The 14,750-nt window shown below is 58.2% G+C and carries 11 protein-coding genes; 3 read left to right on the top strand and 8 right to left on the bottom strand.

Annotated features, from left to right (window positions below):
• Positions 1-65: 65 nt before the first annotated feature.
• The 7 genes from HCG46_RS07535 to HCG46_RS07565 form a co-directional block, all read right to left on the bottom strand.
• Positions 66-1,142 carry a branched-chain amino acid ABC transporter permease gene (locus HCG46_RS07535; protein ID WP_023003588.1) on the bottom strand — a complete coding sequence of 359 codons (1,077 nt, stop codon included), beginning with the start codon at positions 1,140-1,142 and terminating at the stop codon, positions 66-68.
• 13 nt (positions 1,143-1,155) lie between these two features.
• Positions 1,156-2,109, bottom strand: coding sequence for a branched-chain amino acid ABC transporter permease (locus tag HCG46_RS07540; RefSeq protein ID WP_023003590.1), 954 nt, complete (start codon positions 2,107-2,109; stop codon positions 1,156-1,158).
• A 12-nt stretch (positions 2,110-2,121) separates the two neighbouring features.
• Positions 2,122-2,949, bottom strand: a complete 828-nt coding sequence (locus HCG46_RS07545) for an ABC transporter ATP-binding protein (RefSeq protein ID WP_023003592.1) — start codon at positions 2,947-2,949, stop codon at positions 2,122-2,124.
• The gene (locus HCG46_RS07550) at positions 2,946-4,931 is read right to left on the bottom strand and encodes an AMP-binding protein (protein ID WP_055661165.1); all 1,986 of its coding nucleotides are present in this window, start codon (positions 4,929-4,931) and stop codon (positions 2,946-2,948) included. Before HCG46_RS07550 ends, HCG46_RS07545 begins: the two co-directional genes overlap by 4 nt.
• Before the next feature lie 316 nt (positions 4,932-5,247).
• A complete protein-coding gene (locus HCG46_RS07555) occupies positions 5,248-6,366 on the bottom strand; it encodes a hypothetical protein (protein WP_168685416.1) in 1,119 nt (372 codons plus the stop codon).
• A gap of 328 nt (positions 6,367-6,694) precedes the next feature.
• Complete coding sequence (locus HCG46_RS07560) at positions 6,695-7,720, bottom strand: LacI family DNA-binding transcriptional regulator (RefSeq protein WP_168685419.1); 1,026 nt, start codon at positions 7,718-7,720, stop codon at positions 6,695-6,697.
• A 238-nt stretch (positions 7,721-7,958) separates the two neighbouring features.
• On the bottom strand, positions 7,959-9,089 hold the full coding sequence (locus HCG46_RS07565; RefSeq protein ID WP_077291730.1) for a porin: 1,131 nt from the start codon (positions 9,087-9,089) through the stop codon (positions 7,959-7,961).
• A gap of 728 nt (positions 9,090-9,817) precedes the next feature.
• On the opposite strand from HCG46_RS07565, the gene HCG46_RS07570 reads away from it, so the two are divergent.
• Together HCG46_RS07570 and HCG46_RS07575 are read left to right on the top strand one after the other, a co-directional pair.
• Positions 9,818-10,240, top strand: coding sequence for a MucR family transcriptional regulator (locus tag HCG46_RS07570; RefSeq protein WP_023003602.1), 423 nt, complete (start codon positions 9,818-9,820; stop codon positions 10,238-10,240).
• Between the two features lie 56 nt (positions 10,241-10,296).
• Complete coding sequence (locus HCG46_RS07575; RefSeq protein ID WP_145903914.1) at positions 10,297-10,557, top strand: hypothetical protein; 261 nt, start codon at positions 10,297-10,299, stop codon at positions 10,555-10,557.
• 33 nt (positions 10,558-10,590) lie between these two features.
• Here HCG46_RS07575 and HCG46_RS07580 read toward each other — a convergent pair whose 3' ends face one another.
• Positions 10,591-12,504, bottom strand: coding sequence for a S8 family peptidase (locus tag HCG46_RS07580; RefSeq protein ID WP_209009352.1), 1,914 nt, complete (start codon positions 12,502-12,504; stop codon positions 10,591-10,593).
• Positions 12,505-12,672: 168 nt separating this feature from the next.
• Here HCG46_RS07580 and HCG46_RS07585 point away from each other — a divergent pair, with 168 nt between their 5' ends.
• Positions 12,673-14,643, top strand: coding sequence for a PAS-domain containing protein (locus HCG46_RS07585; RefSeq protein WP_168685423.1), 1,971 nt, complete (start codon positions 12,673-12,675; stop codon positions 14,641-14,643).
• The last annotated feature ends 107 nt before the right edge of the window (positions 14,644-14,750 follow it).

Raw genomic sequence — 14,750 nt, forward strand, 5'->3', positions numbered from 1 at the left:
CCGGTTGCGCCATTCCTCACCGGATCGGTCCATGTCCGGATGGCGGGCGAAAAGGCTGGCAGCCCCTAGTAAGGGAACGGCCAGACCCTGAGCTTCTGCTTCGCGATCTGCCAGAGCCGCGCAAAGCCGTGCGGTTCGACGATCAGGAAGAAAATGATGAGAGCGCCAACGATCATGAAGGTCGCGTGCTCCACGGTCTCCGCGGCCAGGTCGATGCCGAGGAGGCCGGGTACGAATTTCAGAACAACAGGCAGGATCCAGATGAAGGCGGCTCCCATGAAGGCTCCGCCGAGGCTGCCCAGGCCGCCCAGGATCACCATGAACAGCACCTGGAAGGACAACCGGATGGAGTAGGACGACGGCTCGGCGGCATTCAGCCAGAAGAACACCATCATCGCACCGGCCACGCCGCAGATGTAGGACGACACGGCAAAGGCCATCAGCTTGGTCTGCAGCGGGCGAACGCCAATGAGTTCAGCCGCAATGTCCATGTCGCGGATCATCATCCAGGATCTGCCGATTCGGCCGCGCAGGACGTTCGCCATCAGGAAGGCGATCAGCACCGTGATACCGAGAACAATGAAGTAGCGCGCCAGCGGCGTTGCTTCCGCCCCCGTGGCGATGATGCCGAAAACTTCGCGGCGCGGCACTTCGATCGCGCCGGAGGCGTTGTAGTTGTAGAGCCACGGAATACGGATGAAGCACCATTCCAGGAAGAACTGCGCGGCGAGCGTTGTCACCGCCAGGTAAAGCCCCTTGATGCGCAGGCTCGGCAGTCCGAAGACCGCACCGATGGCAGCCGAGAACACGCCGGATACCAGAACCATCACGATGACATTGGCATCGGGAAAGATCGACGTCAGCTTGTAGGCGGCATAGGCACCGACCCCCATGAACGCACCGGTTCCCAGGGACAACTGTCCGCAGAACCCGGTCAGGATGTTCAGCCCGATTGCCGCCAGCGAAAACACCAGGAACGGGATCATGATGGAGGTCAGGAAAAAGTCGTTGGCAAGGGCCGGAATGACTGCAAATGCCGTGATCAGAATAACGGCCAGGCCGACGCGGTCCTGGAGGATCGGGAACAGCGCCTGATCCGCCTTGTAGCTCGTCTTGAATTGGCCAGCTTCGCGATAAAACATGGGTCAGATATCCCTAGATCCGCTCGATGATACGTTCGCCGAAGAGGCCTTGTGGCCGGAACAGAAGGAAGATCAGGGCGATGATATAGGCGAGCCAGGATTCAATCCCGCCCCCGACAAGACCACCCCAGTACAGTTCGCCGATCTTCTCGCCGAAGCCGATGATCAGGCCACCGACAATGGCACCCGGGATCGACGTAAAGCCGCCGAGGATCAGCACCGGCAACGCCTTGAACGCTACGATTTCCAGCGCGAAGGACACGTCGGACCGCGCCCCCCACATGATGCCGGTCGCCAGGGCCACGAGGCCTGCCGCGAACCAGACGATCGCCCAGATCTGGTTGAGAGAGATACCGACGGAAAGGGCAGCCTGGTGGTCGTCAGCAACGGCCCGCAAGGCCCGGCCGATCCGCGTCTTGTTGAAGAAGATGCCGAGCGCCGTCACCATCACCACCGCGATCACCGCTGCGGCAATATCGATATGCTGCAGGATCACGAGACCCCGGTCACCGAATTCGAACGCGGTCGAGCCGGTTGGAAGCCCCAGTTGCTCGGTAATCATCTGCTTGGGCTCGCCGCCGAAGACGAATTCACCGAAGCCGACCAGGAAATACGTCAGGCCGATGGTCGCCATCAGAAGGATGATTTCCGGCTGGTTGACCAGGGGTCTCATGACCACCCGTTCCACTCCGTATGCCAGAACCCCCATCACGCCGATGGTCAGGATCAGTGCCAGATAGGCAGGCACACCGTTTTCGTTGAGGCCCACCAGCGTCAGGCCGGCGAACACCACCATGATGCCCTGGGCAAAGTTGAACACGCCGGAGGCCTTGAAGATCAGCACGAAACCCAGCGCGATCAGCGCATACAGAATTCCGGCGACGAAACCTTCCCACAGGACCTGCAGGAAGAAATCCGGCATCTGGTACATCTGTACGAAGGGATCGATAAAAATGTCGTAGAGCATGGTTCGTCCCTCCTAGTGGCTCACACCGAGATAAGCGTCGATAACGGCCTGGCTGGCCTGCACTTCCTCCGGTGGCCCGTCGGCGATCTTCTTGCCGTAGTCGAGCACGACCACCCGGTCGGAGAGATCCATGACGACGCCCATGTCATGTTCGATCAGGGCGATCGTCGTGCCGAATTCCTGGTTCACGTCGATGATGAACCGGCTCATGTCTTCTTTTTCTTCAAGGTTCATACCGGCCATCGGCTCGTCGAGCAGCAACAGGTCCGGCTCCATCGCCAGCGCGCGGCCAAGCTCGACCCGCTTTTGCAGCCCGTAGGGCAAGCGCCCGACAGGTGTCTTGCGGATTGCCTGAATTTCAAGGAAATCGATGATGTCCTCGACCTTGCGCCGATGTTCGATTTCCTCGCGCTCCGCCGGGCCGCGCCACAGAAGTTGCCAGAAGAAGTTCTTGTGCATCTTCAGAGTTCTGCCGGACATGATGTTGTCCAGCGTGGTCATGCCCTTGAACAGCGCCACGTTCTGGAAGGTCCGGGCAATCCCCTGGCTGGCAGCCTCGTAAGGTTTCATCTTGCGGCGCACCTGGCCCTGCCAGGTGATCGTGCCTTCCTGCGGATGATAAAATCCGTTGATGACGTTGAGCATCGACGTCTTGCCGGCCCCGTTCGGACCGATGATCGCGCGGATCTCGCCCTTCTGGATGTCGAACGAAATGTCGGTGATCGCCTTCACGCCGCCGAAGGACAGCGACACGTTATCGACCCGCAGCAGCACCTCGCGCTCTGCCGGTTCCTGCGCGCCATTCGGCGACAGCGTCTTGTCGGAAACGATCGCGTTCATTCGGCGGCCTCCTGTACGCCCGCTCCGGCGTCATGGGTGGACATGTCGCGGATCTCGACGGTGGCTTCGATTGCGCCCTTGCGGCCGTCTTCAAAGGTTACTTCCGTACGCACATGTTTGGAGGTGGATCCGTCGTAAAGCGCGTCGATCAGTGGACCATAGCGCTCGGCGATGAAGCTCCGGCGAACCTTCTGCGTGCGAGTGAGCTCGCCGTCATCCGCGTCCAGCTCCTTGTGCAGGATCAGGAACCGCTTGATCTGCGCACCCGCCATCATCGGTTCACGGGCAAGATCCCGGTTCACCTGATCGACATGGCTTTCGATCATGCCGTAGACATCCGGATGCGCGGCAAGTTCCTGGTAGGAGGCATAGTTGACGTTGTTGCGTTCCGCCCAGGAGCCGACCGCCGTCAGATCGATGTTGATGAAAACCCCCACCATGTCCTTCTCATGACCGAAGGCGACCGCCTCCTTGATGTTCGGGAAGAACTTCAGCTTGTTCTCGATGTATTTCGGCGCGAACAGTGCCCCGTCGTTGAGCTTGCCCACATCCTTGGCGCGGTCGATGATCTTCAGGTGGCCGTTCTCGGCAATGATGCCGGCATCACCCGTATGCACCCAGCCGTCCGGCGTCTTGGTGCTGGCAGTAGCCTCGTCATTCTTGAAATAGCCGACGAAGACACCCGGCGAGCGATACATCACTTCACCGCTGTCGGCGATCTTGAGCTCGACATCGGGAGCAGGTTTGCCGACCGTATCGCCGTAGATCTCGCCATCCGGCTGCAGCGTTATGTAGACGCTGGCCTCGGTCTGGCCGTAGAGCTGCTTGAGGTTGAGGCCGAGCGAGCGGAAGAAGCGGAAGATCTCTGGCCCGATGGCTTCACCGGCCGTGTAGCCGACTTTCATTCGGGTAAGACCCATGCGGTTCTTGAGAGGTCCGTAGACGCAGAACTCGCCGAGGGCGTAAAGCATCCGGTCCTTCAGGCCGACCGTTTCGCCATTCAGGATCTTCTCGCCCACCTTGCGGGCGACCTCCATGAAGTAGTCGAAGATCGCACGCTTGGTTTTCCCTGCATCCTCCATGCGCACCATGATGCGGGTCAGCATGTTCTCGAAAACACGCGGCGGTGCGAAGAAATAGGTCGGCGCGATTTCAAGCCGGTCCACGTCGATCGTGTCCATGCTTTCCGGACAGTTGACGCAATAGGCCGCCGTGAAGGCCTGCGCCAGAGAGAACACGTGGTCGCCGATCCAGGCCATCGGCAGGTAGGCGAGCACTTCTTCGGTCTCGTCCAGATGATCGAACTTGTTGCCGTTGCGTGCCGAAATGACCAGATTGTCGAAGGACAGCATCACGCCCTTCGGTCTCCCGGTGGTGCCGGAAGTGTACAGCATCACCGCAATGTCTGAGCCCTTGGCGTCGCGAAATCCGGCTTCCCACTCGGCTGCCAGGGACGGCGTTGCCGCTAGCAGCTCGCGTCCCTTTTCCTGTACCGAGGAATAGCCATGCAGGTGGGTATGATCGTAGTCGCGCAGGCCGCGCACTTCATCATAGATGATCTCGGTGAGCGACTTTACCTCGTCCGCCATCGACAGGAGCTTGTCGACCTGCTCCTGATCCTCGACCACCGCGAAGGTGACTTCGGCATGGCCGAGCACGAAGGCCATTTCCTCGGCAACACTGTCCGAATAGACAGGCACCGGAACGGCCCCGAGTGCCTGGGCGGCAACCATCGCCCAATAGAGCCTTGGACGGTTTGCACCGACGATGGCGATCTTGTCTCCAGCCTTCAGGCCCAGAGATTTCAAACCGATGGAGAATGCGCGGATTTCTTCACACACCTCGGACCAGGTCCAGCTTTGCCAGATCCCGAAATCCTTTTCCCGGAACGCCGTCCGGTCTCCGAAGACTTGCGCGTTGCGCATGAGAATCTTCGGAAAGGTGTCCTCCCCGCGCGATGTAGCGCTGGCCGACCCTACCATAGATGTTTCTTCCCTTTAGAAGGCGCCCCGGTTTTCCAGGGTCGTTTCCTGTGGGGCTATGAAACGCCGTGCCGACCGAACCTTCAACCGGTAAATTGTTAAAGGCGAAGAAGGACGCTGTCCCAACCCGTTGAAAATCAGGCTAGGACGGCGGATTTTCAGCAATATGTTTCAATCGTGTCGAATTGTTTCATTTGCGCTGCATGTGCGAATGGCACGAAGCCGAAACCTGTGAACGCGGCCCGAATCCGAACAGGCCTGCATCGGAAAGACGGGTGGATCAGGCGCAAAACCATCGGCCGAACACAACCTTGACCTACCGGGTTGCGTGCCCGTGAGGACGTGCACCGTTGCCGGCTGGTCGTGCCGTAGCGCCGGCCCCTGCAGCACCCTGTGCGGCAGAAGCCTTCTGGTTTATTTCGGTCTGACAATTCTGCAGATCGGTGATCGCAATACCGACATCCAGCCAAAACTCATGAAGCGTCTCGGAGATGACATAGTTCTTCATGGTGTCGTCGAAGGCTTGGGTATTTCCTCTCATATCGAACATCCTGAAAGATGTCGGCACAAGATGCTTGAAGCTCTTGTTGTTGATCTCCTTCCGGATCAGGCTTTCCGTGGCCAGGAAGTTGGAAATCATGTCACTTGCGAGTTTGTCGATGGAAAGGGCCATGAGCCCCTCCACATTCGCCCCTTTTGCCGCAAGTTCCTTCAAGGCCTTTTCATAAAGGTCTTTTTTGCTGCAGGCTTTGGTGTCTTTCATGATTATCTTGGTAATCGCAGTAACGGTTTGAGCGCTCAGAAAGGTATATCCGGCGGAAGGGGCAGCGAGAAACATTCCAGGTCTTGTGGTTGTCTGGAATATGCTCTTCGACAGGCTGCCTTCGACATTGTTGCCCGGCGCACCAAGCGCGGAAAACGCTGCCAGGAGAAACACCTCCATCGCCAGGTCTTTCATTGGCGGCGTCTGGCCATTGCAGATGGAATCAAGAACCATCTTTGCGGCCGAGACGGAAAATCCTGCCATGAACCGGCACATGCCTGCAGTCACATAGGCCTCATAAGCAGTGCCCGTGGTCAGATATCCTGCCCAGCCAGCCGGCGCGGCAAGAGCCCTTGACCCAAGCTGCAACGCTCTTTGACCGTTCTGAAGCAGCACTCCCATTCGCGTCGTCGCGGCAACCGTTGTTGTCGCTTCGGCAGCCCCTGCAGTTCCGGCCACCACACCACCCAGATGCGTCGCCAACCCTGCCGACACAGCGGTCAAAACGGCAGTGATAATGGTGGTCTCGCAGAACCTCGAGCCGGAAAACCAGAGTTGGTAGGCCTTGAGGTCACCGTCCTTGATGTATCTGGCGTTGTCCCGGTACATGACAGCGCGCCTGGCGATGTGATCGCGTTGCTGATCCAGAGTAAGTGTAACGGTCGTCGGCATGTTTTCTTCTTACCCACCATCATTGGATTGATTGACTGAGTTAGATTTCACCAACAACTATCCACTATCTCTCACGTAATATCCGTGATCGACGTCACCTTTTTACTTTTAGAATAAAGAAATACTTTCCAATGAAAGATAATCGCAATGATAGCACTGCTAATTAATTGCAACCAAATCTCATCAAGACTCAGAGCCTCGGCATTTATACCTAAATCTATTTTGACCTGATCGAGTGCCATCAACCTGCTCACCAACATTTCAGGCGGCCACGCATGTGTCTGGACGACTTGCTTGAAAGCACCAGGAACTGAAGGGCTTTCCGTCACTAAAGCGGCACGGCACTCTTGCGAACCACTAGCCAGGGCTCCAGTTGAACGCTGCCGTTGTCCGGCTTTGCACCACCCAGCAGGTTGAGCAACAGTTTCGCAGCCTGCTCGCCAACTGCCCGGCGAGGCTGATGGATTGTTGTCAGAGGCGGCACGAAATGGCCGGCAATGTCGATGTCATCAAACCCGACAACTGAAACATCTTGCGGCACACGGATACCGGCTTCACTCAGGAATGAGATGAAGCCGAAGGCAGACCGGTCGCTGGCACAGAAGACGGCGGTCGGCCGGTTCGGCAGGTCCAGCCAGGCCTTTGCGGCCCTGACGCCGGCTTCCAGCGTGTAGTCCCCCTCGAAGATCCAGGCACTGGCCGGATCGAGACCCGCACCGCCCAAGGTGGCCCGGAATCCGTCGAGCCGGTCCCGTCCCGGCTTGTGCGACAGGAGGCCCGTTACGTGGCCGATATTGGAGTGCTTCAGTTCAAGGAGGTGCGACACTGCCAGATCCGCCCCCATCAGATTGTCGACAACGGCAATTGGCACCGCCGGATCGTCGCTCCACTCGCCGGCAAGCACGATGGGCGGGGACTTGGGATTGGAAGATCTGATTCGGGAAATCGAGAAATGCCCGTCCAGGATAACGATCCCGTCGCAGTTGTTCTTGCTGAAATAGTCACTCAGGCTCGAATGCGACATGGACGGCTTGCGCGTGTCGGCAATCAGCACTTTCAGCTGTCTTTCCGCGCAGACCGTTTCAATGCCCTGGAGAATGTTCGAAAAGTGGGAATTGCCGATGTCCGGAACGAGCGCAACGATTGTTCCCGTGTCCCGGCGGCGAAGATTGCGCGCGGCATGATTGAGGACGTAGCCGGTCTTTTCGACCGCTTCCGACACACGGCGCCGGGTTTCCGCGGATACCCTGTCGGGTGTCGTCAACACGCGGCTGACAGTTGCCGTCGACACATTGGCGGCGCGGGCGACGTCCTGAACCGTCGGATTTTTCTTTTTGTATTCAGACTTTGGCATTCCGCGAATGTTAGCCGAGAACATTCTGGCGTCGCACGTCTTTTCAATTGGAGAGGCAAAGAATTTTCAGTCGCACCGGTTCGGTGTTGCCGCGGAAACCACAGCACAGCAGACACGGCGCTTTTCCTCTCGGCGACTGCGGGTGCTCTAAAACGGGGGAGGCCCGGCAGTTTGGAGTCTGCCGGGCCGATTGACTGACTGGAGGTCATTTTTAGTCAGTCAGAGTCTAACCGTAAGATTAGAAGGTGCGCTGCATACGAACACCGAAGAGGAGTTCGTCCTGGTCACCCTGGGTGTCGATGTCGGTGTTTGCATAACCAACGTCTGCACCCATGACGAAGCCGGAGACCGGCTCCCACTGAACCGAACCGTCGATTGCGTAACGGGTTACGTCGTTCAGGCCAGTTGCGGCGTCGATGTCGGCATAGGAACCGTCAAGCGCGAGGCCGATCGTGGAAGTTGCCTGGATATAGGCACCAGCAGACAGCGAGTAACCGGTGGAGGTGTCGCCGCCGTTGTAGTCGGCTACGCCGTCATACGTGGTGATGTAGGACAGTGCGCCATCAGCGTAGAAGCCCTGGAAGAAGATGTTCGAACCGGAGTTGAGCATCGGCAGGTTGATGGCAGCACCACCACCGACTGCCCAACCCAGGGAGTCTTCACCACCATTGTTGGTGCGGTTGGCAGCTGCATCCGGGTAAACCTGGTGCAGAGCACCGGACAGCTGTGCAGAACCCCAGCCCTGGGAAACGCCGAGAGCGGCAACGAAGTCCGGAGCACGGGTCCCGCCGTAATCACCATATTCACGATCGGAACGGTCTTCCAGAGCGATGGTCGCGGAGAAGCCGTTGCCGAAAGCAGCGGTGTAGGCAATCTGGTTGGACGTTACGTCGGACCAGTCACGATCCACGACACCGACAAAGGCCTGACCGGTGAAGATGTCGAAGTTCGAGGTCAGACGACCAGCTGTCAGACCGCCCCACTGGATGTAGGCGTTTTCCAGCGTGGTGCTGTTTTCGCCGTTGGTCACGGTGGAGTAGATGGACACGTAGGTGCGCAGGGTACCGAATTCGGTAGCCGTGCGAGCGTCCAGGTACAGGTAGCCGCGAGACAGCCAGGAGTAGCCGTCGGAGTCACGGTCACTGAAGGCACCGTCTTCCAGAACGTTGTTGACGACAACCTGGGTACGAACACGGCCGCCAACGCGGAGGCAGGTTTCGGTGCCCGGGATGTAGTAGAAGCGCGCGCCGTATGCATCACAAACGCGAACATAGTCGACCGGCTCCGGAGCGACCGGAAGGTCAGCCGCCTGGGCAGTGGTTGCAGCAGCAGCTGCGGCCGCGCCGAGCATCAAACTCTTGAGTTTCATTACATTACTCCAGTTTCAAATTCAGTCGGAAGGCTGAAGGAACGGATTCGAATACTTTAACGCGACCCCTTCAAACTAACCTTTAGACTACCAACAACAAGCGTTTACTTGCACCCCGTTGGCCGTCTCCGCATCAAAAAGCCAGTTCCGACGCCGGAATTCAAGCCAGAATTTTTCTCTGGCGCACATTGGCATTTGGAGTCATATTTTTGCAACACATTGATAATCCATCATTTTTTACAATTTTTCACTTTTTCATTTTTGCCCTTGAACTCCCGAAACCGCATCCCCATATCCCCCGCCCTTGCACTACTTTAAATACTTTGTGTTTATTTATGCTGTTTTTCTTACATTTGCTTTTGCTGCAGATACGAACTTCATGACTACACTGTTCAGTTTACAGGTTTGAAAAGCAAGTTTTTCTATAGAGAAGAAATCGCATTTTCGATTTTGTCTATTTTTCCTGCAGATTTCAGCGGTTTTTGGAACAACCAGAATTTTTAGTCCAGTATTTCTTGAGAACTACAGTTGAGATTGCGCCAATGGAAAACTCTCCGGTTTCCGAAATCGGCGAAATTTCCTCATACATTTTTTTATTTGATAAAAACGTGATCGCTACTTGAAAAGCGAAGTCGTAAAACAAATCTATTTGGCACGGTTTGCCTGCGCGCCCGGCACCGCCCCGCCCACGGCCCTCTCCAGTCCCCAATTTCGGAAAAGGAACTCCCATGGCTGAACCAGAAGAAGGCGAGAGCTTCGATTCGCCAAACCTGATGGCGCTCACCGCGGGAATTGTTTCCAACTACGTGACGAACAACCCGGTCCCGCAGCAGGATCTGATCGAGTTGATTCTGGATGTCCACGTTGCCCTGGAAACCGCGACCAACAACACCCCGACCGTATTCAGGGCTCCCCTCGTGCCGGCTGTGCCAATAAAGCACTCGGTCACTCCGGAGTTCATCGTCTGTCTCGAGGACGGCAAGAAATTCAAGTTTCTGACACGCCACCTGAAGACGAAGTTCAACCTGACCCCCGCCGAGTATCGTCGCAAATGGGGCCTGAGCGCGGATTACCCGATGGTTGCACCGAACTACGCGCAAAAACGGGCCGAGATGGCCAAGGCCGCAAAACTGGGGCATCGGAAACGCTAACCCGGTTTTGAAGACCGGCATCGCAGTGCTATATTCCAGGTATGGACTTCAGGCAGATGAAACTCAGCCCGCAGGCGCGCAAGGCGATCATGAGAAACGATCCCTCGGCGCAAATGAAGGCGATGGTCGAACTTGCACCGGGCAAGACCCCGGACGACCTGGCTATGCGCACCACCAGCGCGGGCGCTCCTGAATTGTTGTCCTGGAGCCCTCAAAGCCACCTGATGACATTGCTCGTCACCGCAGAAAACCTCAACTCGCTCGCTGAGGATACCGCTGTCACCTATATCCAGGTCGGCGGAGCGATGCGGCGCTAACGACGCCGCATCCTGTTTTTCACATCAAAAAGCTCAAATCACCGCATCGGTGCGTCCGGGCTGATCGGGATCGCGCAGCAGCCGCAGGGCACGCGCCGCGTTCACCCGGCCAAAGCCCCAGGCAACATCGAACCCCGGTATGCCGTCCGGATTGTCCGACGTCGCCATCAGGATGTTTGCGATCTGGGGCGCCGACAAGGAGCGCGCTTCCTGAAACAGCAGGGCAACGATACCGGCAACATGCGGGGCAGCCATGCTGGTGCCGGATTTCAGCACACGCATCGGGTGGACCCCGCCGTTGCCGTTGTTCCGCCCGCCTTGCGCGCAGGACGCAACAATATTTGTTCCAGGGGCGGCAACCTCTGGCTTGTTCCGATTGTCGCGTGTGGGCCCGCGGCTGGAGGAAGCTGCCGGCGAAAGTGAATAGTGGCTGTAATTGGCAACCGCAATTGCCCTGCGTGTTGTTGCCGGAGTGCCGAGCGTGCGGACAGGGTCGAAATCGCCTCCCTGGAAGAAAGACTGATCGGCATAATTGTTGTCCCGGTCACGCAGATCACGCTCGATCCAGGCGTCGAAACGGCCGTTTTCTCCTTCCAGTGCCTCCAGTTTCAAGGTCCAGACACCGGACCTCAGCATCCCGAGCCCGAATGGTGCTTCCAGTTGCATGTAGATCCGCGCTTGTCCGTTCAAGCTCGAAAAGCGCTCCGAATCGATAAAGACCTCGTCCTGAAGCAGGGATTTCCCAGGGGTCACCGGTCCGTACTGTGTTCCATCCGGTGCTGTCAGTGTCACGGCAAACCTGTCGACACTCGAATACCAGATCTCCAGCTCGCTCGACGTCCTGTCCGTTCCTGTCTGGGTGATGGTGCCATCGGGCAAAGGCATGCCACCACCCGTTTTCCAGCGCAGTTCCCGACTTTCGCCCGTCTTGATGTTTCCGGCGGCATGCCCATGCCAGACATGTTCATTTCCCGCCGCGCTCACGAACGCCCGCCCCAGAGGCTCCAGCAGACGGTCGATCGCCCTTTCGACAAGGCTCTCCCCATCATGGCTACCGCCATTCTGCCCGAGGCTCATGTTGATGACACAGGGCATGTCGAGCGCATCCGCCTTGTTCATGATGTAGGCAACTGCATCGACCACATGGCTGGAATCGGTAAATGTGCCGGACCCGTCGCGCGTATCCGGCTGAACAAAAATCAGCGTGGCTTCGGGCGCTGCTCCAAGATGCGCTCCTTCTGCGAAGTCGGAATCGTGCGATCTGCCATTGCCTGCCGCGATTCCTGCAACATGTGTGCCGTGCGACGCCGGATCCGGCCTGTGCCGGACAACACTGAACGGATCAGACGCATTCAGCGCCTGGTCAATCTGCTCGGCCCCATATTCCACGCCATAGGCGAAATCATCCGGCGCGCTCTCGCCCGGACGGGCGTCGAGGCGCTGGTCCCAAAGAAAGGCCAGCCTTGTGGTGCCGTCCGCCTTGCGGAAATCGTCGAGCGTGAAATCCATTCCGTAATCGATGATGCCCACCAGAACACCGGCCCCTGTGCGGCCCGGAACGCCGGTGCTGCCCTGATGGACCGTGTTCGCCCTGGTTTCGGCAAGGGAGGTTTCGAGCATCGGAAACCAGCGCCGTCCGGCTTCGACGGTTTCCACCGACGGATGCGCATGCAGCTCCACCAGCCTGTTCATCGGAAGCGAGACGGAATAGATCTTCCCGGCCACATGTACCCAATGAAAGTCTGCAAAGGCCGCAGGAGGTTGATCGGCCTGCAGTTCGACCAGAACGCGCCGGACCTCCCCAAGCGGCGGCGACCCGGCAGAAGTGCTCTCCAGGGACGCGGGAGCGGACGGAAAGGTGTCGAGGGCGGTTTCGTCGTCAAATGATTTCAGTTCTGCCTCGGCCGCATACCGGCGCAGCCTCGGGTCAAGTTTCTTTAATTGCATGGATCCCTCCATCGCAGGAAAAACAAAGTCAAAAATACTTGGCCAGCATATCATGAAAGGCGAAGTTTTTCGGCCTGCACGTGACCCCCGTCGGGTCTTGTCGGCAAGGACTGCCATTCTCTTCTCGGATGAATGGTCAAACCTGCTTTTCGGGCTTACTCTCCCCCCATGGAGGAGACACAACAGCTCAAGACGCAGCTCGATCTGATGCAGGCCGCGCTTGACCACATCAATCAGGGCTTTTCGGCCTTCGACGCCGATCTCAGACTTGTCGCGTGGAATCGTGGCCTTTGGGAAATGCTTGATTTTCCTCAGGAACTGGCTCGTCGTGGCACACATCTGGAAGCGTTCCTGCGTGTCAACGCCGAGCGCGGCGAATATGGGCCCGGCGATATCGAAGGCAAGATCCAGCGCCGGCTGGAACGGGCCAAGCTGTTCGAACCGCATTATTTCGAACGCATCCGTCCAAATGGCCAGGTGATCGCCGTTTCAGGCACCCCACTGCCGAAGGGCGGGTTCGTCACAACCTATTCGGACGTCACCGAGGATCGCCGCCGGCAGGAAAAGCTGGAACGAACGGTGGAAGAGCGCACACGGGCACTGCAGCAGTCGGAAGACTGGCTCCGCCTGGTGACGGACAACATCCCTGCCCTGATTGCCTATCTGTCTCCCGGCCCCGTCTTCCGCTTCGCCAACCGCCGCTACGCCGACTGGTTCGGCCACTCGGTTGCCTCGATCGCGGGACGGCCGGCACCGGAAGTTGTTGGCGAGGAGCTGTTCAAGGAGCTGGAGCCCCATATCAACCGCTCCTTTGAAGGCAATGCCGTCAGCTACGAATATCAGCGCAATCGTTCGGACGGCAGTACCACCTACATGCGCTCGACCCTCATTCCGGACATGACCAAGGACGGCAGGACCCTGGGCATATTTGTGCTGTCGCTCGATGCCACCGACCAGAAGCAGGCGGAAGCAGCGCTTGTGCAATCCCAGCGCATGGATGCCGTCGGCAAACTCACCGGCGGGCTCGCCCACGACTTCAACAACCTGCTTGCGATCCTGATGGGCAATCTTCTGTCTCTCGGGCGTATGGAAACGCCGCTCGACCGGGAAACCCTCGACAGCAAGCTGTCACCGATGCTCGAAGCCACCAAGCGCGGCTCGGATCTGATCCAGCGCCTGCTTGCCTTCAGCCGTGGCAAGGCGATCGATCCCCAGAATGTGTCGCTTGCCAAGGTTATAGCAAGTGCCGGCCGGTTGCTGGAAGGCTCCCTGCCGCCTTCGGTCGACGTGACGATTACCGCTCAGGACAAGGAAATCGGCGCCTGCATCGACCCGACGCAGATGGAAACAGCGCTGATCAACCTGGCCTTCAACGCACGCGATGCGATGCCGGAAGGCGGCACGCTGACCATCACTTTGGATGCATGCGAGTTGGACACCCGCGAAGCCGAAGACCTGGGCATTCCATCCGGCAGGTTTGCGCGTATTACCGTAGGCGACACTGGTGGCGGCATGGATCCGGACACGCAACTGCGTGTCTTCGAACCTTTTTTCACCACCAAGAACTTCGGCACGGGCAGCGGGCTCGGCCTGTCCATGGTCTATGGCTTCATTCGCCAGTCAGGCGGCGCGATCCACATCTCCAGCGCCCTGGGCGTCGGCACCTATCTGACCCTTTATCTGCCCTATAAGCGTATCACGCCAACCACTGGCCGGGACACGGACGAGGGCGAAACGCTCCCCTTGAAACCGGGTCAGGGTGAACTTCTGCTTCTGGTGGAGGATGACCCGGATGTTGCCAACACGGTGACGGACCAGTTGCAGAACCTCGGATACGCGGTGCTGAGAGCCGAAAACGCGGAAGACGCCCGAAGCCTGGCGCTGGACCTACCCGAATTGCGGGGAGTGCTGAGTGACATCATCATGCCGGGGCAGATCAATGGGCTGGCGCTCGCGCGCGAGATCCAGCAGAAGCGTCAAGATCTGGGCATTGCACTGATGTCCGGTTACGCCGACTGGTCCGACCTCGCAGGACAGGAATGCGCCTGCGAATTTCCGGTCTTGGCGAAACCCTTCGCAGATGCTCAACTTGCAGACACCCTGCAAAAGATTCTCAGCCCCACACCAGATCCGGCCTGAAGGTTATGCAAAGAGAATTGCGATTGACCCATCAGTTCCGGTCCTGCGCCGCTATCCAACTTGCCGGTCTCAGTTGCCAGGCTTTTCCGCTCAAACGATCCCACAGA

The organism is Labrenzia sp. PO1 (assembly GCF_012273635.1).
Classification (GTDB): domain Bacteria; phylum Pseudomonadota; class Alphaproteobacteria; order Rhizobiales; family Stappiaceae; genus Roseibium; species Roseibium algicola.

Coding starts and splice junctions, on each gene's coding strand:
- HCG46_RS07535 (WP_023003588.1), bottom strand. CDS start 1,142: ATGTTTTATCGCGAAGCTGGCCAATTCAAGACGAGCTACAAGGCGGAT.
- HCG46_RS07540 (WP_023003590.1), bottom strand. CDS start 2,109: ATGCTCTACGACATTTTTATCGATCCCTTCGTACAGATGTACCAGATG.
- HCG46_RS07545 (WP_023003592.1), bottom strand. CDS start 2,949: ATGAACGCGATCGTTTCCGACAAGACGCTGTCGCCGAATGGCGCGCAG.
- HCG46_RS07550 (WP_055661165.1), bottom strand. CDS start 4,931: ATGGTAGGGTCGGCCAGCGCTACATCGCGCGGGGAGGACACCTTTCCG.
- HCG46_RS07555 (WP_168685416.1), bottom strand. CDS start 6,366: ATGCCGACGACCGTTACACTTACTCTGGATCAGCAACGCGATCACATC.
- HCG46_RS07560 (WP_168685419.1), bottom strand. CDS start 7,720: ATGCCAAAGTCTGAATACAAAAAGAAAAATCCGACGGTTCAGGACGTC.
- HCG46_RS07565 (WP_077291730.1), bottom strand. CDS start 9,089: ATGAAACTCAAGAGTTTGATGCTCGGCGCGGCCGCAGCTGCTGCTGCA.
- HCG46_RS07570 (WP_023003602.1), top strand. CDS start 9,818: ATGGCTGAACCAGAAGAAGGCGAGAGCTTCGATTCGCCAAACCTGATG.
- HCG46_RS07575 (WP_145903914.1), top strand. CDS start 10,297: ATGAAACTCAGCCCGCAGGCGCGCAAGGCGATCATGAGAAACGATCCC.
- HCG46_RS07580 (WP_209009352.1), bottom strand. CDS start 12,504: ATGCAATTAAAGAAACTTGACCCGAGGCTGCGCCGGTATGCGGCCGAG.
- HCG46_RS07585 (WP_168685423.1), top strand. CDS start 12,673: ATGGAGGAGACACAACAGCTCAAGACGCAGCTCGATCTGATGCAGGCC.